The 13,589-nt window shown below is 42.1% G+C and carries 18 protein-coding genes; 10 read left to right on the top strand and 8 right to left on the bottom strand.

What is annotated here, in order from left to right:
- Positions 1–88: 88 nt before the first annotated feature.
- Positions 89–220: a DUF3941 domain-containing protein gene (locus tag LCL96_RS11245; protein WP_098353057.1), complete on the bottom strand. Its 132-nt coding sequence runs from the start codon at positions 218–220 to the stop codon at positions 89–91.
- A gap of 57 nt (positions 221–277) precedes the next feature.
- Positions 278–1,135, bottom strand: a complete 858-nt coding sequence (locus LCL96_RS11240) for a DegV family protein (RefSeq protein WP_224941565.1) — start codon at positions 1,133–1,135, stop codon at positions 278–280.
- 167 nt (positions 1,136–1,302) lie between these two features.
- Here LCL96_RS11240 and LCL96_RS11235 point away from each other — a divergent pair, with 167 nt between their 5' ends.
- Together LCL96_RS11235 and LCL96_RS11230 are read left to right on the top strand one after the other, a co-directional pair.
- Complete coding sequence (locus tag LCL96_RS11235; RefSeq protein ID WP_224941564.1) at positions 1,303–2,157, top strand: YitT family protein; 855 nt, start codon at positions 1,303–1,305, stop codon at positions 2,155–2,157.
- Between the two features lie 135 nt (positions 2,158–2,292).
- On the top strand, positions 2,293–2,949 hold the full coding sequence (locus LCL96_RS11230) for a BsuPI-related putative proteinase inhibitor (protein ID WP_224941563.1): 657 nt from the start codon (positions 2,293–2,295) through the stop codon (positions 2,947–2,949).
- Positions 2,950–2,994: 45 nt separating this feature from the next.
- Here the strand turns inward: LCL96_RS11230 and LCL96_RS11225 are convergent, their stop codons facing one another.
- The 3 genes from LCL96_RS11225 to LCL96_RS11215 form a co-directional block, all read right to left on the bottom strand.
- Entirely contained in the window at positions 2,995–3,186 is a 192-nt protein-coding gene (locus LCL96_RS11225; RefSeq protein WP_224941562.1) for a DUF3813 domain-containing protein, read from the bottom strand.
- Complete coding sequence (locus LCL96_RS11220; RefSeq protein ID WP_224941561.1) at positions 3,186–3,332, bottom strand: hypothetical protein; 147 nt, start codon at positions 3,330–3,332, stop codon at positions 3,186–3,188. The genes LCL96_RS11225 and LCL96_RS11220 overlap by 1 nt, the downstream gene beginning before the upstream one ends.
- A gap of 106 nt (positions 3,333–3,438) precedes the next feature.
- Positions 3,439–4,254, bottom strand: coding sequence for a Cof-type HAD-IIB family hydrolase (locus LCL96_RS11215; RefSeq protein WP_224941560.1), 816 nt, complete (start codon positions 4,252–4,254; stop codon positions 3,439–3,441).
- 190 nt (positions 4,255–4,444) lie between these two features.
- Between LCL96_RS11215 and LCL96_RS11210 the strand changes: the two genes are divergently transcribed.
- A complete protein-coding gene (locus tag LCL96_RS11210; RefSeq protein ID WP_224941559.1) occupies positions 4,445–5,218 on the top strand; it encodes a prolyl oligopeptidase family serine peptidase in 774 nt (257 codons plus the stop codon).
- Between the two features lie 84 nt (positions 5,219–5,302).
- Entirely contained in the window at positions 5,303–5,611 is a 309-nt protein-coding gene (locus LCL96_RS11205) for a metal-sulfur cluster assembly factor (RefSeq protein ID WP_224941558.1), read from the top strand.
- 65 nt (positions 5,612–5,676) lie between these two features.
- Here the strand turns inward: LCL96_RS11205 and LCL96_RS11200 are convergent, their stop codons facing one another.
- Together LCL96_RS11200 and LCL96_RS11195 are read right to left on the bottom strand one after the other, a co-directional pair.
- Positions 5,677–6,369: a Crp/Fnr family transcriptional regulator gene (locus tag LCL96_RS11200; protein ID WP_224941557.1), complete on the bottom strand. Its 693-nt coding sequence runs from the start codon at positions 6,367–6,369 to the stop codon at positions 5,677–5,679.
- 70 nt (positions 6,370–6,439) lie between these two features.
- Positions 6,440–7,249 carry an undecaprenyl-diphosphate phosphatase gene (locus LCL96_RS11195; protein ID WP_224941556.1) on the bottom strand — a complete coding sequence of 270 codons (810 nt, stop codon included), beginning with the start codon at positions 7,247–7,249 and terminating at the stop codon, positions 6,440–6,442.
- Positions 7,250–7,444: 195 nt separating this feature from the next.
- Between LCL96_RS11195 and LCL96_RS11190 the strand changes: the two genes are divergently transcribed.
- Together LCL96_RS11190 and clpB are read left to right on the top strand one after the other, a co-directional pair.
- Positions 7,445–7,624, top strand: coding sequence for a YjzC family protein (locus LCL96_RS11190; RefSeq protein ID WP_224941555.1), 180 nt, complete (start codon positions 7,445–7,447; stop codon positions 7,622–7,624).
- A 121-nt stretch (positions 7,625–7,745) separates the two neighbouring features.
- Positions 7,746–10,337, top strand: a complete 2,592-nt coding sequence (gene clpB, locus LCL96_RS11185; protein ID WP_224941554.1) for an ATP-dependent chaperone ClpB — start codon at positions 7,746–7,748, stop codon at positions 10,335–10,337.
- 27 nt (positions 10,338–10,364) lie between these two features.
- Here the strand turns inward: clpB and LCL96_RS11180 are convergent, their stop codons facing one another.
- Positions 10,365–10,547 carry a DUF2929 family protein gene (locus tag LCL96_RS11180; RefSeq protein WP_219166952.1) on the bottom strand — a complete coding sequence of 61 codons (183 nt, stop codon included), beginning with the start codon at positions 10,545–10,547 and terminating at the stop codon, positions 10,365–10,367.
- Between the two features lie 236 nt (positions 10,548–10,783).
- Here LCL96_RS11180 and LCL96_RS11175 point away from each other — a divergent pair, with 236 nt between their 5' ends.
- The 4 genes from LCL96_RS11175 (at position 10,784) to LCL96_RS11160 (ending at position 13,532) form a co-directional block, all read left to right on the top strand.
- Positions 10,784–11,527, top strand: a complete 744-nt coding sequence (locus tag LCL96_RS11175) for a hydrolase (protein WP_224941553.1) — start codon at positions 10,784–10,786, stop codon at positions 11,525–11,527.
- 22 nt (positions 11,528–11,549) lie between these two features.
- The gene (locus tag LCL96_RS11170; RefSeq protein WP_224941552.1) at positions 11,550–12,266 is read left to right on the top strand and encodes a hypothetical protein; all 717 of its coding nucleotides are present in this window, start codon (positions 11,550–11,552) and stop codon (positions 12,264–12,266) included.
- 112 nt (positions 12,267–12,378) lie between these two features.
- Positions 12,379–13,347 carry a BMP family ABC transporter substrate-binding protein gene (locus LCL96_RS11165; protein ID WP_224941551.1) on the top strand — a complete coding sequence of 323 codons (969 nt, stop codon included), beginning with the start codon at positions 12,379–12,381 and terminating at the stop codon, positions 13,345–13,347.
- The gene (locus tag LCL96_RS11160) at positions 13,344–13,532 is read left to right on the top strand and encodes a ComZ family protein (protein ID WP_224941550.1); all 189 of its coding nucleotides are present in this window, start codon (positions 13,344–13,346) and stop codon (positions 13,530–13,532) included. The genes LCL96_RS11165 and LCL96_RS11160 overlap by 4 nt, the downstream gene beginning before the upstream one ends.
- Positions 13,533–13,589 lie beyond the last annotated feature (57 nt).

Below are 13,589 nucleotides of genomic sequence, written 5' to 3'. Positions count from 1 at the left end.
TAGAAAGGTTTTTCAGTATCAAGTTCATTTCAAAGATAAGAAAGGCACCAGCTCATTTAAGAACTGGTGCCATCGTCCGTTTCACCTCTTACAGATGATCGGTTTTTTTGGAGTATTGATTTTTACCGGCTTTCCGGTTCACTTCTTTGATTTTATTCTTTTCCTGACGCAGGGCATTGTTGTCTTTTGCCTTTTTTTCATTATCTGATGTATGTGGCATCGTGCTTCACCCTTCCATAATGGATTTCCTTCTTAGTATGAGGAAGGGGAGGGAAGTTTATGAGTGCTTGTTTAAGAAAAATATGGCTAAAGTTCCTGTACCTGTATGAGATCCGATTGCACATCCAATAATACTGATGTAAACTTCCTTCGGTGAAAATCTTTCTTCTATCAGCTGTTTCATTTCAAGGGCAAGTTCTTCGTCATCCCCATGACTGATCGCGATGACCTGTTCCGAAAGGTTTTCGCCTCGTTCTGACATTAAATCAAGAATGCGTTTAAGAAGTTTCTTTTTTCCGCGCATCTTTTCAATCGGAACAAGCTTTCCATCTTCTACATGCAGAAGTGGTTTGATATTCAGGAGGCCGCCTAGAAAGGCTGAAGCCTTGGAAACTCTGCCTCCTTTTGCGAGGTACTCGAGATCTTCTACAGTGAAGAGATGTTCCATATGCTCTGAATGGAAACGGGCTTCCTCTATGATTTCTTCTTTTGTGCCGCCGTTTTTTAGAAGTTCGGCAGCTTTCATGACGACCAAACCGTAACCCAGTGAGGCACATCTCGAGTCAATGATTGTCAGGTCGAGTTGGGGGTAGTCCTCTTTTACTTGATCCCGAATCATGACCGCTGTTTGATAGGTACCGGATAACTGAGAAGAAAACGCAACGTATATGCCGGATTGGTTGGATTCTGCAAGCTGAGTGAATTGTTTAAGGAATAGGTCCGGTGACACTTGAGACGTTTTCGGCATATGCCCGTCCCTGATTTTATTGAAGACGGTTTTAGGTTCGATGTCGATCAAGTCCTCGTAGTCCTGACCATCTATATGTACTTTAAGCGGCAGTAGCTCTATGTTGTGTTCGTTGAAATAGGCAGCAGGAAGGTCGCTTGCACTATCTGCAAATAATTTTACTGTCATCCTCATCATCCTTTGACTTTTCATATAGCTTTAGTCTAGCTATTTTTGACAAAAATAACAATCGATTGACCATGAATTTATCATAAAAAGATGAATAATAGAGGGAGTTTAGTTAAGATGAAATGTGGAACATAGAAAAATAACAACAAGATGCAGGAGGTATGTGTATGTCGAGAGATCATGTTCAGCTGGAAGCGAAAAAGTTTGTCGTGGTGTTGGTGGGATCCCTGTTAGGGGCCATTGCCATGAACTTTTTTCTTATCCCGGCCAATGTTTATGCGAGTGGCTTTACGGGACTTGCCCAGCTGTTGTCGAGTGTATTAAAGGAATTTGCACCCTTTAATATTTCAACAGGTATATTATTATTTATCCTCAATATCCCGGTGACCATCCTGGGGTGGCTGAAAGTCGGCCGTTCCTTTACTGTATACAGCTTTATTTCAGTATTTTTAACGTCCTTTTTCCTGGAAGTGATCCCTGTCATTAAATTATCTCCCGACATTCTGCTTAACGCAGTGTTCGGTGGGGTTATTGCCGCAATTGGCGTAGGGATCACATTGAAATGGGGGGCGTCTACCGGGGGGATGGATATTATCGCCATGATTCTTTCAAGAATGAAAGATAAACCGGTCGGATCTTATTTTTTCTTGATGAATGCGGTTATCATCACGTCTGCAGGATTCCTTTACGGCTGGGAAAAAGCCTTATATACCTTAGTCACATTATACGCCTCCACACGTGTAATCGATGCCATCCATACCAGACATGAGAAGCTGACCGCGATGATTGTCACCAAGAAATCGAATGAATTGAGGGAAGCCATTCACTCCAAGTTGGTGAGGGGAATTACGACCTTGCCCGCTAAAGGCGCATTCTCCGGAGAAGACAAAGAAATGTTAATCATTGTGATTTCACGCTATGAACTGTACGAGCTTGAACATACCATCAAGGATGTAGATCCTGATGCGTTTACGAATATCGTTCAAACCACCGGGATTTTTGGGTTCTTTAGAAAAGATTAGAATTTGATGTTTAACAGATACTATAGGTGAACCTAATTAGAAAGGGGTATCACCTTGAAGGCGATTCTGTATATACTTTTCAGCTTTTCCCTGTTTTTATGTGCACCTCTGAGTACCAGAGCTGAGAATATTCCCTTGATTTTTTCCGTGGAAGCCTTCCCTGGAGAAGAGGGAGTCGACATTCAGCTTATCCTTTACAATAATAGTTCTCGTGATATGGACATTACGTTTCGTACGAGTCAGATGTTTGACTATACGATCAAAAATAAAGCGGGAAATGTAATGTATCGCTATAGTGTGGGGAAATCATTCTTACAAGCTTTTCAAACTATACACATTTCTAAAGGTGGAACAAAGGTCTGGAAAGAGAGATGGGATTACACGAAAAGCGGGAAGCGTGTCCGGAAGGGCGACTATACCATTGAAGCCATGCTATTGGGAGAAGATATGAGTGGTTTCAATACTCCTTTTCGAGCTGTTGCTTCATTTACAGTACCTGAAGAAAATCCTTCTTTCAGAGGGGTGAAGGTTAGGGAAGTTAAAGGCCGATACACGGTAAGTGGACAAGCACGTGTATCGAACGGAAGTTTCTATTATTCAGTTGAAGATGGTCATAGGACTCTGGTTTCTGAAACGTTCCTCAAAGTAAATAAAGAAGCGCCTCACTGGACGACGTTTTCCATCATCCTTCCTGAGATGAAAAAGATAAATGGGAGTCTCTTCTTAAGCCTCTATGAGAGGGATGCGGGTGATGGTAAGATCATTCATCCATATCTGATTACCATTCCATAAAAAGAACAGGGTTGTCCATCACGGGCAACCCTGTTTTCATCTTATTTATGATAGGCGGTTTAACTCATCTTGAAGAGCATGCAGCTGCTTTTGTTCTTCAACATTTGAGTTAGCATAAGCAGAGGACAAAGCATTCTTTGCTTGATCAATGGACATTTGAGCATTTTCCCCGGAACTGCACGCCTGTTTGGCTGCAGATACAGCACTACGGGCCTGTTGGAATAAAGGATTGCTCATTATTCCAGCCCCCCTGAGCCTTCATTGGAAGCAAGCTTTTTCGCTTCTGCTTCAGCGTAGGTCAGATGATACGGGATGCGCTCATCATGCTTTGATACAGCAATCTTACCTTGTTGTACAAATCGTTTTGATTTATTTCTACCCATCACTACCACCCCTTTTGCAAGTTGGAACGCGAGATGCGCTCCTTACTAGTATGGCTTTCTCACGATGAACATAAAGTAAGAAGATATACCCACTGTTGCCAATTGATTATAGGTCGAAGCGCTTTTGCAGGTAGCGGCCGATTCCATCCTCTTCATTGGAAAGTGTCACTTCATTCGCGATATCTTTCAGTGGCTCAATGGCGTTTCCCATGGCGACACCAGTTCCAGCGTATTCCAGCATTTCAAGGTCATTATCTTCATCCCCGAATGCGATGATTCTTTCTTTGGGTATGTTCAAGGAAGAGGCAACGCGGTCAATGCCCACCGCCTTATTCAACCCTGTTTTGACGATTTCAATGATGTGCCATGGAGCAGCCCAACGGCGATGATCGATCAGTTCTGCATGAACATCATCTAAATGTGCACGAATCTCTTCCACATCCTCTTCTTCGGCATGGATGAGCATGGAGGTGGGGTGATCTGTCAGTACATTGCGAATATCACCTGTAGAGATGGATGGATTCCCCATCATAAACACATCGATGATCTTTTCATCATGATAGTGAAGATATACATCATCCATAACTTCAGCGACAATGTTGCGAAATTTAAATTCGTCACATGCATCAATGATTTGTTTTGCGACTTTTAAATCCATCGGTTCATGATAAAGACCCCATGATGAATCAGTTGGATGATGCACGAATGCACCATTGAAGTTGACGATGGGAGTCGTCAACTCTAATTGTTGATAATACAATTCACTTGCACGAAATGGTCGACCTGTTGCAATCATCACTTCATGCCCCATTAGTCGTGCTTTTTTCAATATATCGTGAGTTTTGGACGAAATTTTCTTCTCATCGGTTAATAATGTTCCGTCCAGATCTAAAACAATCAGGTGTTTTTCTTGTAAGTTCATTTGTACAAATCCCCAATCTTAGTGGTGTCTAAGGCTATTATAGTGTACCGTGACAACTTGAAAGTTGTCCATATCCTGCTTATTGACTTTAAGAAATGTTTACACTCGCTTACGATTTAAATATTATACATGCTACCAAATGTAGGATATCATAGTAAAGTGAAATGCAATCAGGAGGGAGAGGACAATCATGATTTTAGTTGATAAATCAAATATTCAAAACATCCCATTTCTTCACCTTGTTAAGGAAGAATACATAGATAAACCATTACCCACATGTTTTTTCATTCATGGCTTTACGAGTGCGAAAGAGCATAATCTTCACTACGCCTATCTACTGGCGGAAAAGGGATTCAGGGTGATTCTCCCCGATTGTTTAGAGCACGGAGAGCGGGCAACCGGGAAATCAGAATATCAATTGGGAGAGGTCTTTTGGAAGATTGTCTTGAATACGATTCATGAATTGTCGGTCTTAAAAGCATATTTTGAAGAAAAAGGACTAATCCTTCCGAGTGGAATCGGTGTTGCCGGTACATCCATGGGAGGGATTGTGACATTGGGTGCACTGACACAATATCAGTGGATATCCTCTGCTGTTTCATTGATGGGAAATCCTACGTATGTTAAGTTTGCCAAAGCCCAATTGTCTCAAGTGGAATCGTTAGGATATGACATCCCCTTCAGCCAAGAGGAAATCGATAGCATGATGAACGAGCTTGCACAATACGATCTGAGCCTTCAACCTGATAAGCTCGGGGGAAGACCACTCATGTTCTGGCACGGAAAACGTGATAAAGTCGTACCTTTTAACCTTACAAGGGAATTCTATGACAGCATTTTACCTTATTATCAAAAGAATGAAGACCATCTGCTCTTTATCGAAGACGATAAAGCCGATCACAAAGTGACACGGGAAGGCGTATTAAAACTTGTCGAGTGGTTTGAAAAGCATTTATCAGCCTAACCTTTTGTTTTCTACTTATATATTTGATAAGATTGGTAATGAGTAAGAAGGAGATACAAGCATTAAGAACAAGGAGTGATTAGCATGGATCAAGACCTTAAAGATAACATGATGGGTGCCTTGGAACAGGTAGTCGACCCTGAATTAGGAATAGACATTGTTAATTTAGGTTTAGTATATGATGTGGAGTTGGACGAAGAAGGAAAAGCGACTGTCACAATGACCTTGACATCAATGGGTTGCCCACTCGCAGGAACCATCGTTGATCAAGTCAAAACGGCATTGAGGGACATTCCAGAAGTCAAAGAAACAGATGTAGACATCGTCTGGAATCCACCTTGGAGCAAAGACAATATGTCCCGTTATGCTAAGATCGCATTGGGCATTCGGTAATCCCTGATAGTCATAAAAAATCCCCAGGAGGCAACCTTGTCCCTGGGGATTTTTTTGTATATTTCTTAATCAATCCGGCATATGGACACCGGACAATTTTCACAATCGATCTCATCTTTTAAATAATCTAGATTGTGAATGGTGATGTATCCTCTTTCCGAGCTGAGGACGTCTTTTTTCTTCAATTCACTGAGTAAGCGGTTCACCACTTCCCTGGGTGATCCGCAAAAATTGGCCAATTCCTGGTTGGTTAAGGGCAAATCGATGAGAATGCCATCTTTAACGCTTTTTCCATAGCTATTGGTCATGCGGATCAGGGTAGAGTACAGGGCTCCTTTTTTCCCGTGAAGGATCAGGTCGCGGAACTTTGTTTGGTTCTGCCGATTTTGAAGTTGTATCCATTTTAGCCACTTAATTGTCAGGTCACCGTTCTGGGAAAGCTTTTCTTCAAATTCCTCCTTAGGTAACACAAAGACCTCCGTCTCCTCCAAACTCTTTGCACTGAGCATGTAAGTAGCCTCTTTGCAAAATAACGTCAGCTCGCCGATCACATCGTTACTCGAACAGATGCGCAGGGACAATTCACGACCGTCAGGAATGATCTTGCTGATTTGAACTCGTCCGCCTTTGATTAAATATAGCTCGTGTGCTACTTTTCCTTCCTGAAACAAAAAACGACCTTTCTCTACGGTTTTGACTGTTTCATTTTCAATAAATAATTGTTTAATCTCAGAAGGGAGTTCAAGGTATTCACTCATGAAATCACATCATTTCCATCTTAATGTCTTATTACAAGCTTAACAAAGGCACCGGACGGACAGAAGGGGATTAAGCGAAAATAAGGACGGCAGCGCCAACAACTGCACAGTATATCGCAAAATATTTCAAGTTTCCTTTAGCCATAATATTCATGAACCACTTTAATGAGAAGTATGAAGCGATCAGTGATGCAATGAAAGCGACTAAGTACGGAACCGCCCTAGAGGCTAAATCAGGGTCGTCCATTAGATCACTGATGCCGAATACCATGACACCGACACTTACAGGTATATAAAGAAGAAATGAGAAACGCAGCGCTGTTTCGGATTTCATTCCGCTGGCCATGGCTGCTACGATCGTAGCACCTGAACGACTGATCCCAGGGATGAGGGCAACCGCCTGGGCAAGACCGATGATGATGGCGTCTTTTACATTTAAATCTCCATCATTCTTTCTCCCTCTAAGGTTACGGATCAGCCACAGTGCGATACCGGTAATAATCAGGGTAATTCCTACGGTAGTGATTCCAGTTAAATGTTTTTCAATTATGTCCCCAAATAAAACACCAATTAACCCAGCAGGGATTGTTGCAATAATCAAGTAGATAATGAAATGGAAATCTCTTTTCGTTTCAGGTGTTTTATGTTTAAAATAGCCCAATCCATTCACGATCAGACGTATGATGTCTTCACGGTAAATAATGAGTACAGCGAGCAATGAAGCGGTGTTGACAAGCATTTCAAAAGTCAATGTAGCATCTTCAATTCCAAGAAAGTGCTGAGCAAGCAGCAAATGTCCACTCGATGAGATCGGGATGGGTTCCGTGAAACCTTGAAAAATCCCTAAAAATAAATATTTCATGATCAGATAAAAATCCATTGTGTATCCTCCAAGCTTTTATTCTCCACATTTTTTAATTTAACACCATAAAGGGAAAGACTGTAAAGCCTTTTTCCGAATGTTAACCGAACCGTAACGTGTTTATCATATTTATCCTTCATATGGCATGCATGAATGCTCTGTACTGTAGAAAAATAGGAAGGAAGCCATTGCTTCGAAAAAGGAGGGGTAACAATGGGACAATCACGCCAATTCAGGGCCGGGGACAAAGCTCCTAACAACGGTGAGTATATAGAAATCGGTGAAACGGGGAGCATGGTGAAAAATCCTCAAAAACTTCGTTTGAAAGCTGGGGAAAGGTTCCCTGAAAACTCCAATCACAATCGTATTTGGTCGTATGTGAGAAAACCATAAACAAGAGGAACAAGGATGCCACGTTGAGGCGGTCCTTGTTCCTTTTCCTTTCCCTTTTTTCGTAGAAAGGGATATAATGTAAGTAAAGGTCAATAAAGGTCAAAATGAGAGGTGAAAAACGGTGAATGTTGAAAATCTGACTCACAGCATTCAACAAGGATTGGAATCGGCTGGGCAATTGGCCCAAGAAAAGCTACATACTGATGTCGGTGTATTTCATTTATGGAGGTCACTCTTAAAGGCAGAAGACGGATTCCTTGGAACCATTTACGATCGGGCAGGATTGAACATACAAGGGATGTTGGAGTGGTTAGATGAGAAGTTAGATACCATGCCTGCTGTAGAAGGGGAGGGAATCCAATATGGACAGTACCTTTCAAGGGACGTTCACCAACTTCTACAGGACAGTGAACGTCTAAAGAATAAATGGGATGATGACTACGTCTCTATTGAACATCTTGTACTCGCGTTGTGGAAACAAAAGAATCATGCAGTAACAGAATATTTAACGAAACAAAATGTAACTGAAAATGAGTTGCTAGCCATTATTGAAGAGATCAGAGGAGGGAGTAAGGTGACAACGCAAAACCCCGAAGTGAAGTACGAAGCCCTAAAAAAATATGGAAGAGACCTTGTGGCAGATGTCCGTTCAGGAAGAATCGATCCTGTTATAGGAAGGGATAGCGAGATTCGCCATGTCATCAGGATTCTGTCCCGTAAGACAAAGAATAACCCCGTCTTGATCGGTGAGCCAGGCGTAGGGAAGACGGCCATCGTTGAGGGTCTTGCTCAGAGAATTGTCAGGAAGGATGTTCCTGAAGGCTTGAAGGATAAGACGATTTTTGAATTAGACATGAGCTCATTGGTCGCAGGTGCTAAATTCAGGGGAGAATTCGAGGAACGGTTAAAGGCTGTTCTACAAGAAGTGAAAAAGAGTGAAGGACGCATTCTTCTATTTATTGATGAGCTTCATACGATTGTAGGTGCAGGAAAGACGGAAGGAGCCATGGATGCAGGGAACATACTGAAACCGATGCTTGCAAGAGGAGAGCTCCATTGTATCGGAGCAACGACCCTCAACGAATACAGAAAGTATATTGAAAAGGATGCAGCCTTGGAAAGGCGGTTTCAACAAGTACTCGTACAGGAGCCGGACGTGGAAGATACGATTTCCATCTTGAGGGGATTAAAGGAACGATTTGAAATCCATCATGGAGTCAATATTCATGACCGCGCTATCGTAGCTGCATCCAGGCTGTCAGACCGCTATATATCAGACCGGTTCCTGCCGGATAAAGCGATCGACTTGATTGATGAGGCATGTGCGATGATCCGAACAGAAATCGACTCGATGCCGTCCGAGCTCGATGAAGTAACACGTAAGGTGATGCAGCTTGAAATTGAAGAAGCGGCTTTGAATAAGGAAAAGGATGCTGCCAGTCTTCAAAGACTCGAGCGTATCAGGGAAGATCTAAGTAATCTAAAGGAAAAAGCAAATAGCATGAAATTAAAATGGACAAAGGAGAAGGAAAGCATCGCAGTCGTTCAAGAGAAACGGGAAGAGCTTGAGAAACTTCGGCGCATGCTAGAGGAAGCTGAGAGCGATTATGACCTCAATAGGGCCGCTGAACTCAGACATGGCCGGATTCCGGCAATGGAAAAGGAGCTTGAAGCAGTAGAACAGGAAATGATGAAAGAACAAGATGGCAGGCTGCTGCGTGAAGAAGTGACAGAAGAAGAAGTCGCTAACATTGTAGCGAGATGGACGGGAATACCAGTGACAAAGCTTGTGGAAGGGGAACGAGAGAAGTTATTGAAACTTGATCGCATTCTGCATGAGCGGGTGATTGGACAGGATGAGGCTGTTCAATTGGTCAGCGATGCAGTCATTCGGGCTAGGGCAGGAATCAAGGATCCGAATAGACCGATTGGTTCCTTCATTTTCTTAGGACCTACAGGTGTTGGAAAGACAGAGCTTGCCAAGACGCTAGCCCAAACGTTGTTTGACAGCGAAGAGCAGATGATTCGCATCGATATGTCTGAATATATGGAAAAACATGCGGTTTCACGGTTGATTGGTGCACCACCGGGTTATGTTGGATATGAAGAGGGCGGCCAGTTGACAGAGGCAATCAGGCGTAAACCCTATTCTGTCATATTGTTGGATGAGATTGAAAAAGCCCATCCGGAAGTATTCAATATTCTTCTGCAGATGCTCGATGACGGCCGGATCACTGATTCACAGGGTAGGACCATTGATTGTAAAAATACAGTCATCATTATGACGTCCAATATTGGTTCGGCTCATCTTCTCGAACGGAATAAAGGAGAAGATGAGATCGACAATGAAACAAAAGATCTCGTAATGGGGCAACTGCGCTCTTACTTCCGTCCAGAGTTTCTTAACCGGGTGGATGACATCGTCCTATTCAAACCGTTAAGTATCGGAAATATTAAAGGGATCATTGATAAGCTCATAGAAGAACTCCAGCATCGGGTGGAGGATCAGCATATCACGCTTTCCCTTACAGACAGGGCGAAAGAGTTCATTGCTGAATCAGCCTATGATCCTGTTTATGGAGCTCGACCTTTAAAGAGGTACCTACAAAGGGAGATCGAAACAAGGCTTGCACGGGAGCTCATTGCCGGGCATATCAGAACGGGTCAAACCATCACCATCGATGCAGGAGAAGATGGATTGATGATACATTAAAAAAAGCAGCCGTATTGGCTGCTTTTTTTAATGGTTTTCGACAGGCTCGTTTGGAATAACAAGCGTGATAAGGAATACCAATACCGCGAAACAAACGGTAAGGATCAGTCCAGTTTGAAAATGGAATTCGATTCCATTCATGGAGCTTACTACGTAAGTCAACATTTCAGATAATGCAAAAGCCCAGAAAAACATCCAGAAAAATCTCACGCCAAGTCACCTCATTCCTATGTAATCAACTAAATCAATCGTATGTTGTCACTCATTTCAATCTTTCTTATTTTACCACAGCTAACTCAATTAATAAATGACTAATCTGTGAAATGTAAACCCTGTCATGATGGACGGAATTTGCAAATAATAGGGTGGCATTGGGCGTTCTTCCTTACCATTACTGATTTTTCACATAAACTATAAAGACTTACTATGTAAAAGGAGAAATTTGAATGTATCAGCGATTGTTTCAGTTAGAGCAAGAGTGGTGCATGATTCATTATCCTGAACGCCCGAACGGATTCGCTGTAATGATCATTGGGGATTCCCATCACTATGTAGATGGGAAAAGCAGCTTTTGGATTCAGCATGAGGCACGCCATAAGTGGATTCAAGACCTGACCGCAAAGGGATATATTGTGTATTATAGTAATCTATATGGAGCGAATTGGGGTAGCGATCAAGCCGTGCAACTGTCCAGGCGACTTTATCAGTACGTGAAGAGGAATGAAATCATCAATGGAAAAATCCATATATTAGCAGAAGGTATGGGCGCATTAGTTTTGAAAAATTTGTACCCGAAATTGGAACATGATATTAGAAGCGTCGTCATTCTTTCACCTTGTGTGTCATTATATGATCACTTGGAACAAGAAAAGGAACAGAAATTTTTTTATAAAAAAGTGATAAAAGAGCTTTCACAGATGCTCAGGGTGAAGGAAGAGGAATGTGAAGCCTTCATCTCCAAGCAGTCCCATGACTACGAAATCTTCAAGACCATCTCGACACCACTATATATTGTACAGTCGATGACTCTTAATCGTTATAAAAATCAGTTCTCACTCATAAAAGATATATATACGGAGCGTTTACAAAATGGAATTTCAACGGATCTGTTTTTTGTCCTTCCTGAGAAACGGGGAACCCTCGGAGGAAAATTTGCCTCTTACTTTTCCTTACATGAGAAAGAGTTATAACTAACATATTGGAGTGATTGATTTGGATCATGCATTTGTATTTGCTGCACAACAGTTTTTGGGATTTGAGCTCTGTGACGCCCTTCTGGAAAAAGGATGGACTGTGACCGCCATTGATGAGAATAAAGCATTTGAGGATAAATGGCTGCAAATTGGAAGGAATGCAAATCTTGAGTACGTTCCATATGGGGATTGGAATCAGAACGTAAACTCAGAATGTACTGTGTTCCTTCCATATTATGACCAATTAAGAGGGGAAAAGGGGAGTTACTTGACAGCGGTGGATGGGCTCCTTGGAAAAATGGACCAGCCCCCCCATGTGGTTCGGATTTATTCGAATGAATTTGGAATTAGGAATGTTGAATCGGAGGGATCAATCTTTTACATTCCCACACTATACGGCATGCATCAACCGGAGGATTTTCTGTTTGCACAACTGTTAATGGGAAGGGAAGAAATCTCGGGATTTGTAGATGATCCAACGGGCGCGATATATGTGAAGGATGCTGCCAGAGCAATAGTCAATCTTTTATCAAAAAAAGAACGATTCATCCTTAAACCATTATCTGAAAGAAGTTGGAACGAAGCTCTTTCGTATATATCGGATGAAGAGTTTTCAACAAAATTTCGCCACGGCACACCAAAAGGTAAAGAGATCATTGTCAGACCATCCAAGTCTCATGAGAGCATTATTGATCAACAGCGAAAAGGGATTCACATGCATGAAATTCAGGAATGAGAAAACTTTTCCTTTTCATGAGGAGGAAGGTGAGGGTAAAATAAGGATGATGTAATAATTTTCTATTGTCCTTTTTATAGATGCTGCACGAGCTTTGAAGGAGTTGCTGCATATGATGAAGAGATGTTACGCGTTATTCTTGGTTGCATTCCTGCTGGGGCTAAGTGGTTGTTCAACAGGGAATAGCGCAGAAATAGACAAGGTAGGTTTATTGGTTCCTGAGGCAGTAAATGATGGAGTATGGGGAACGAAGGGATATAAAGGATTATTAAAAATACAATCGGAATATAATGCAGATGTCTTCTATAAAGAAGGAATGAAGAATGATACATCAATCAAGCAAGCAGTGAATGAATTTGATAAAAAAGATGTTACTTTAGTATTTGGGCACGGGAGTGAGTATGCCGAGGTATTTAATAATCTGTCCGCTGACTACCCTAACATTCATTTTGTCAGCTTTAATGGGGATGCCACTGAGAAAAACACGACAAGTCTGCGATTCAAGGGATACGCAATGGGTTTTTTTGGAGGTATGACAGCAGCCTTTCACTCTAAGACACATAAGGTCGGTGTGATCGCTGCCTTCGATTGGCAGCCGGAGGTTCAGGGGTTTATTGACGGGGCGAAATATCAAAACAGTGACACAGAGCTTGAGGTGAAGTACACCAATCACTGGGATGATCCAACTGCCGCACTCAATGAGTTAGACCGCTTAATAAGCGAAGATGTCGATGTTGTATATCCTGCAGGTGACGGCTATAATGTAGCTGTAATCGAAAAGCTTAAGGAAAAGGGACTTTATGCAATTGGGTATGTATCGGATCAATCAGATCTTGGGGAATCAACGGTCTTGACGAGCACTGTTCAGCATGCGGATAAGCTGTATAGTATTGTGGCCGATAGGCTCGTAAATGACAAGTTGGATTCCGGTAACCTGGAGTTTGATTTCGAAGACGGAGTCATATCCATGGGTAAATTCAGTCCAGTCATTCCGAAGGATTTTCAATCTGAAATGAAAAAGCATATTCAAAACTATATCGATACCGGCAAATTGCCGAATGGAAAGGAATCAAAGCAATGAATCAAGATAAAACAATGGAATTTATGCAGATTGCCATGAAGTACTTCCCACAAGCGAAGGAACAGCTGGATCAAGCAGGGGTCGAATTCTCACCTGAAATGTTACAGCCATTCATGACGCTATTCACACAGGTCATGAATGAGGCATATGAATTAGGTAAACAGGACGCCTTACATAAAGAGTAAGTGTATGAAAGAACGGGTCATCGAATAACGATGGCCCGTTTTTTTATGATTTACAAC

Source organism: Rossellomorea aquimaris (assembly GCF_020172085.1).
In the GTDB taxonomy this organism is placed as follows: Bacteria; Bacillota; Bacilli; order Bacillales; family Bacillaceae_B; genus Rossellomorea; species Rossellomorea aquimaris_E.
The sequence above is the reverse complement of the archived record's forward strand: the minus strand, read 5'-3'. Positions and strand labels throughout refer to the sequence as shown.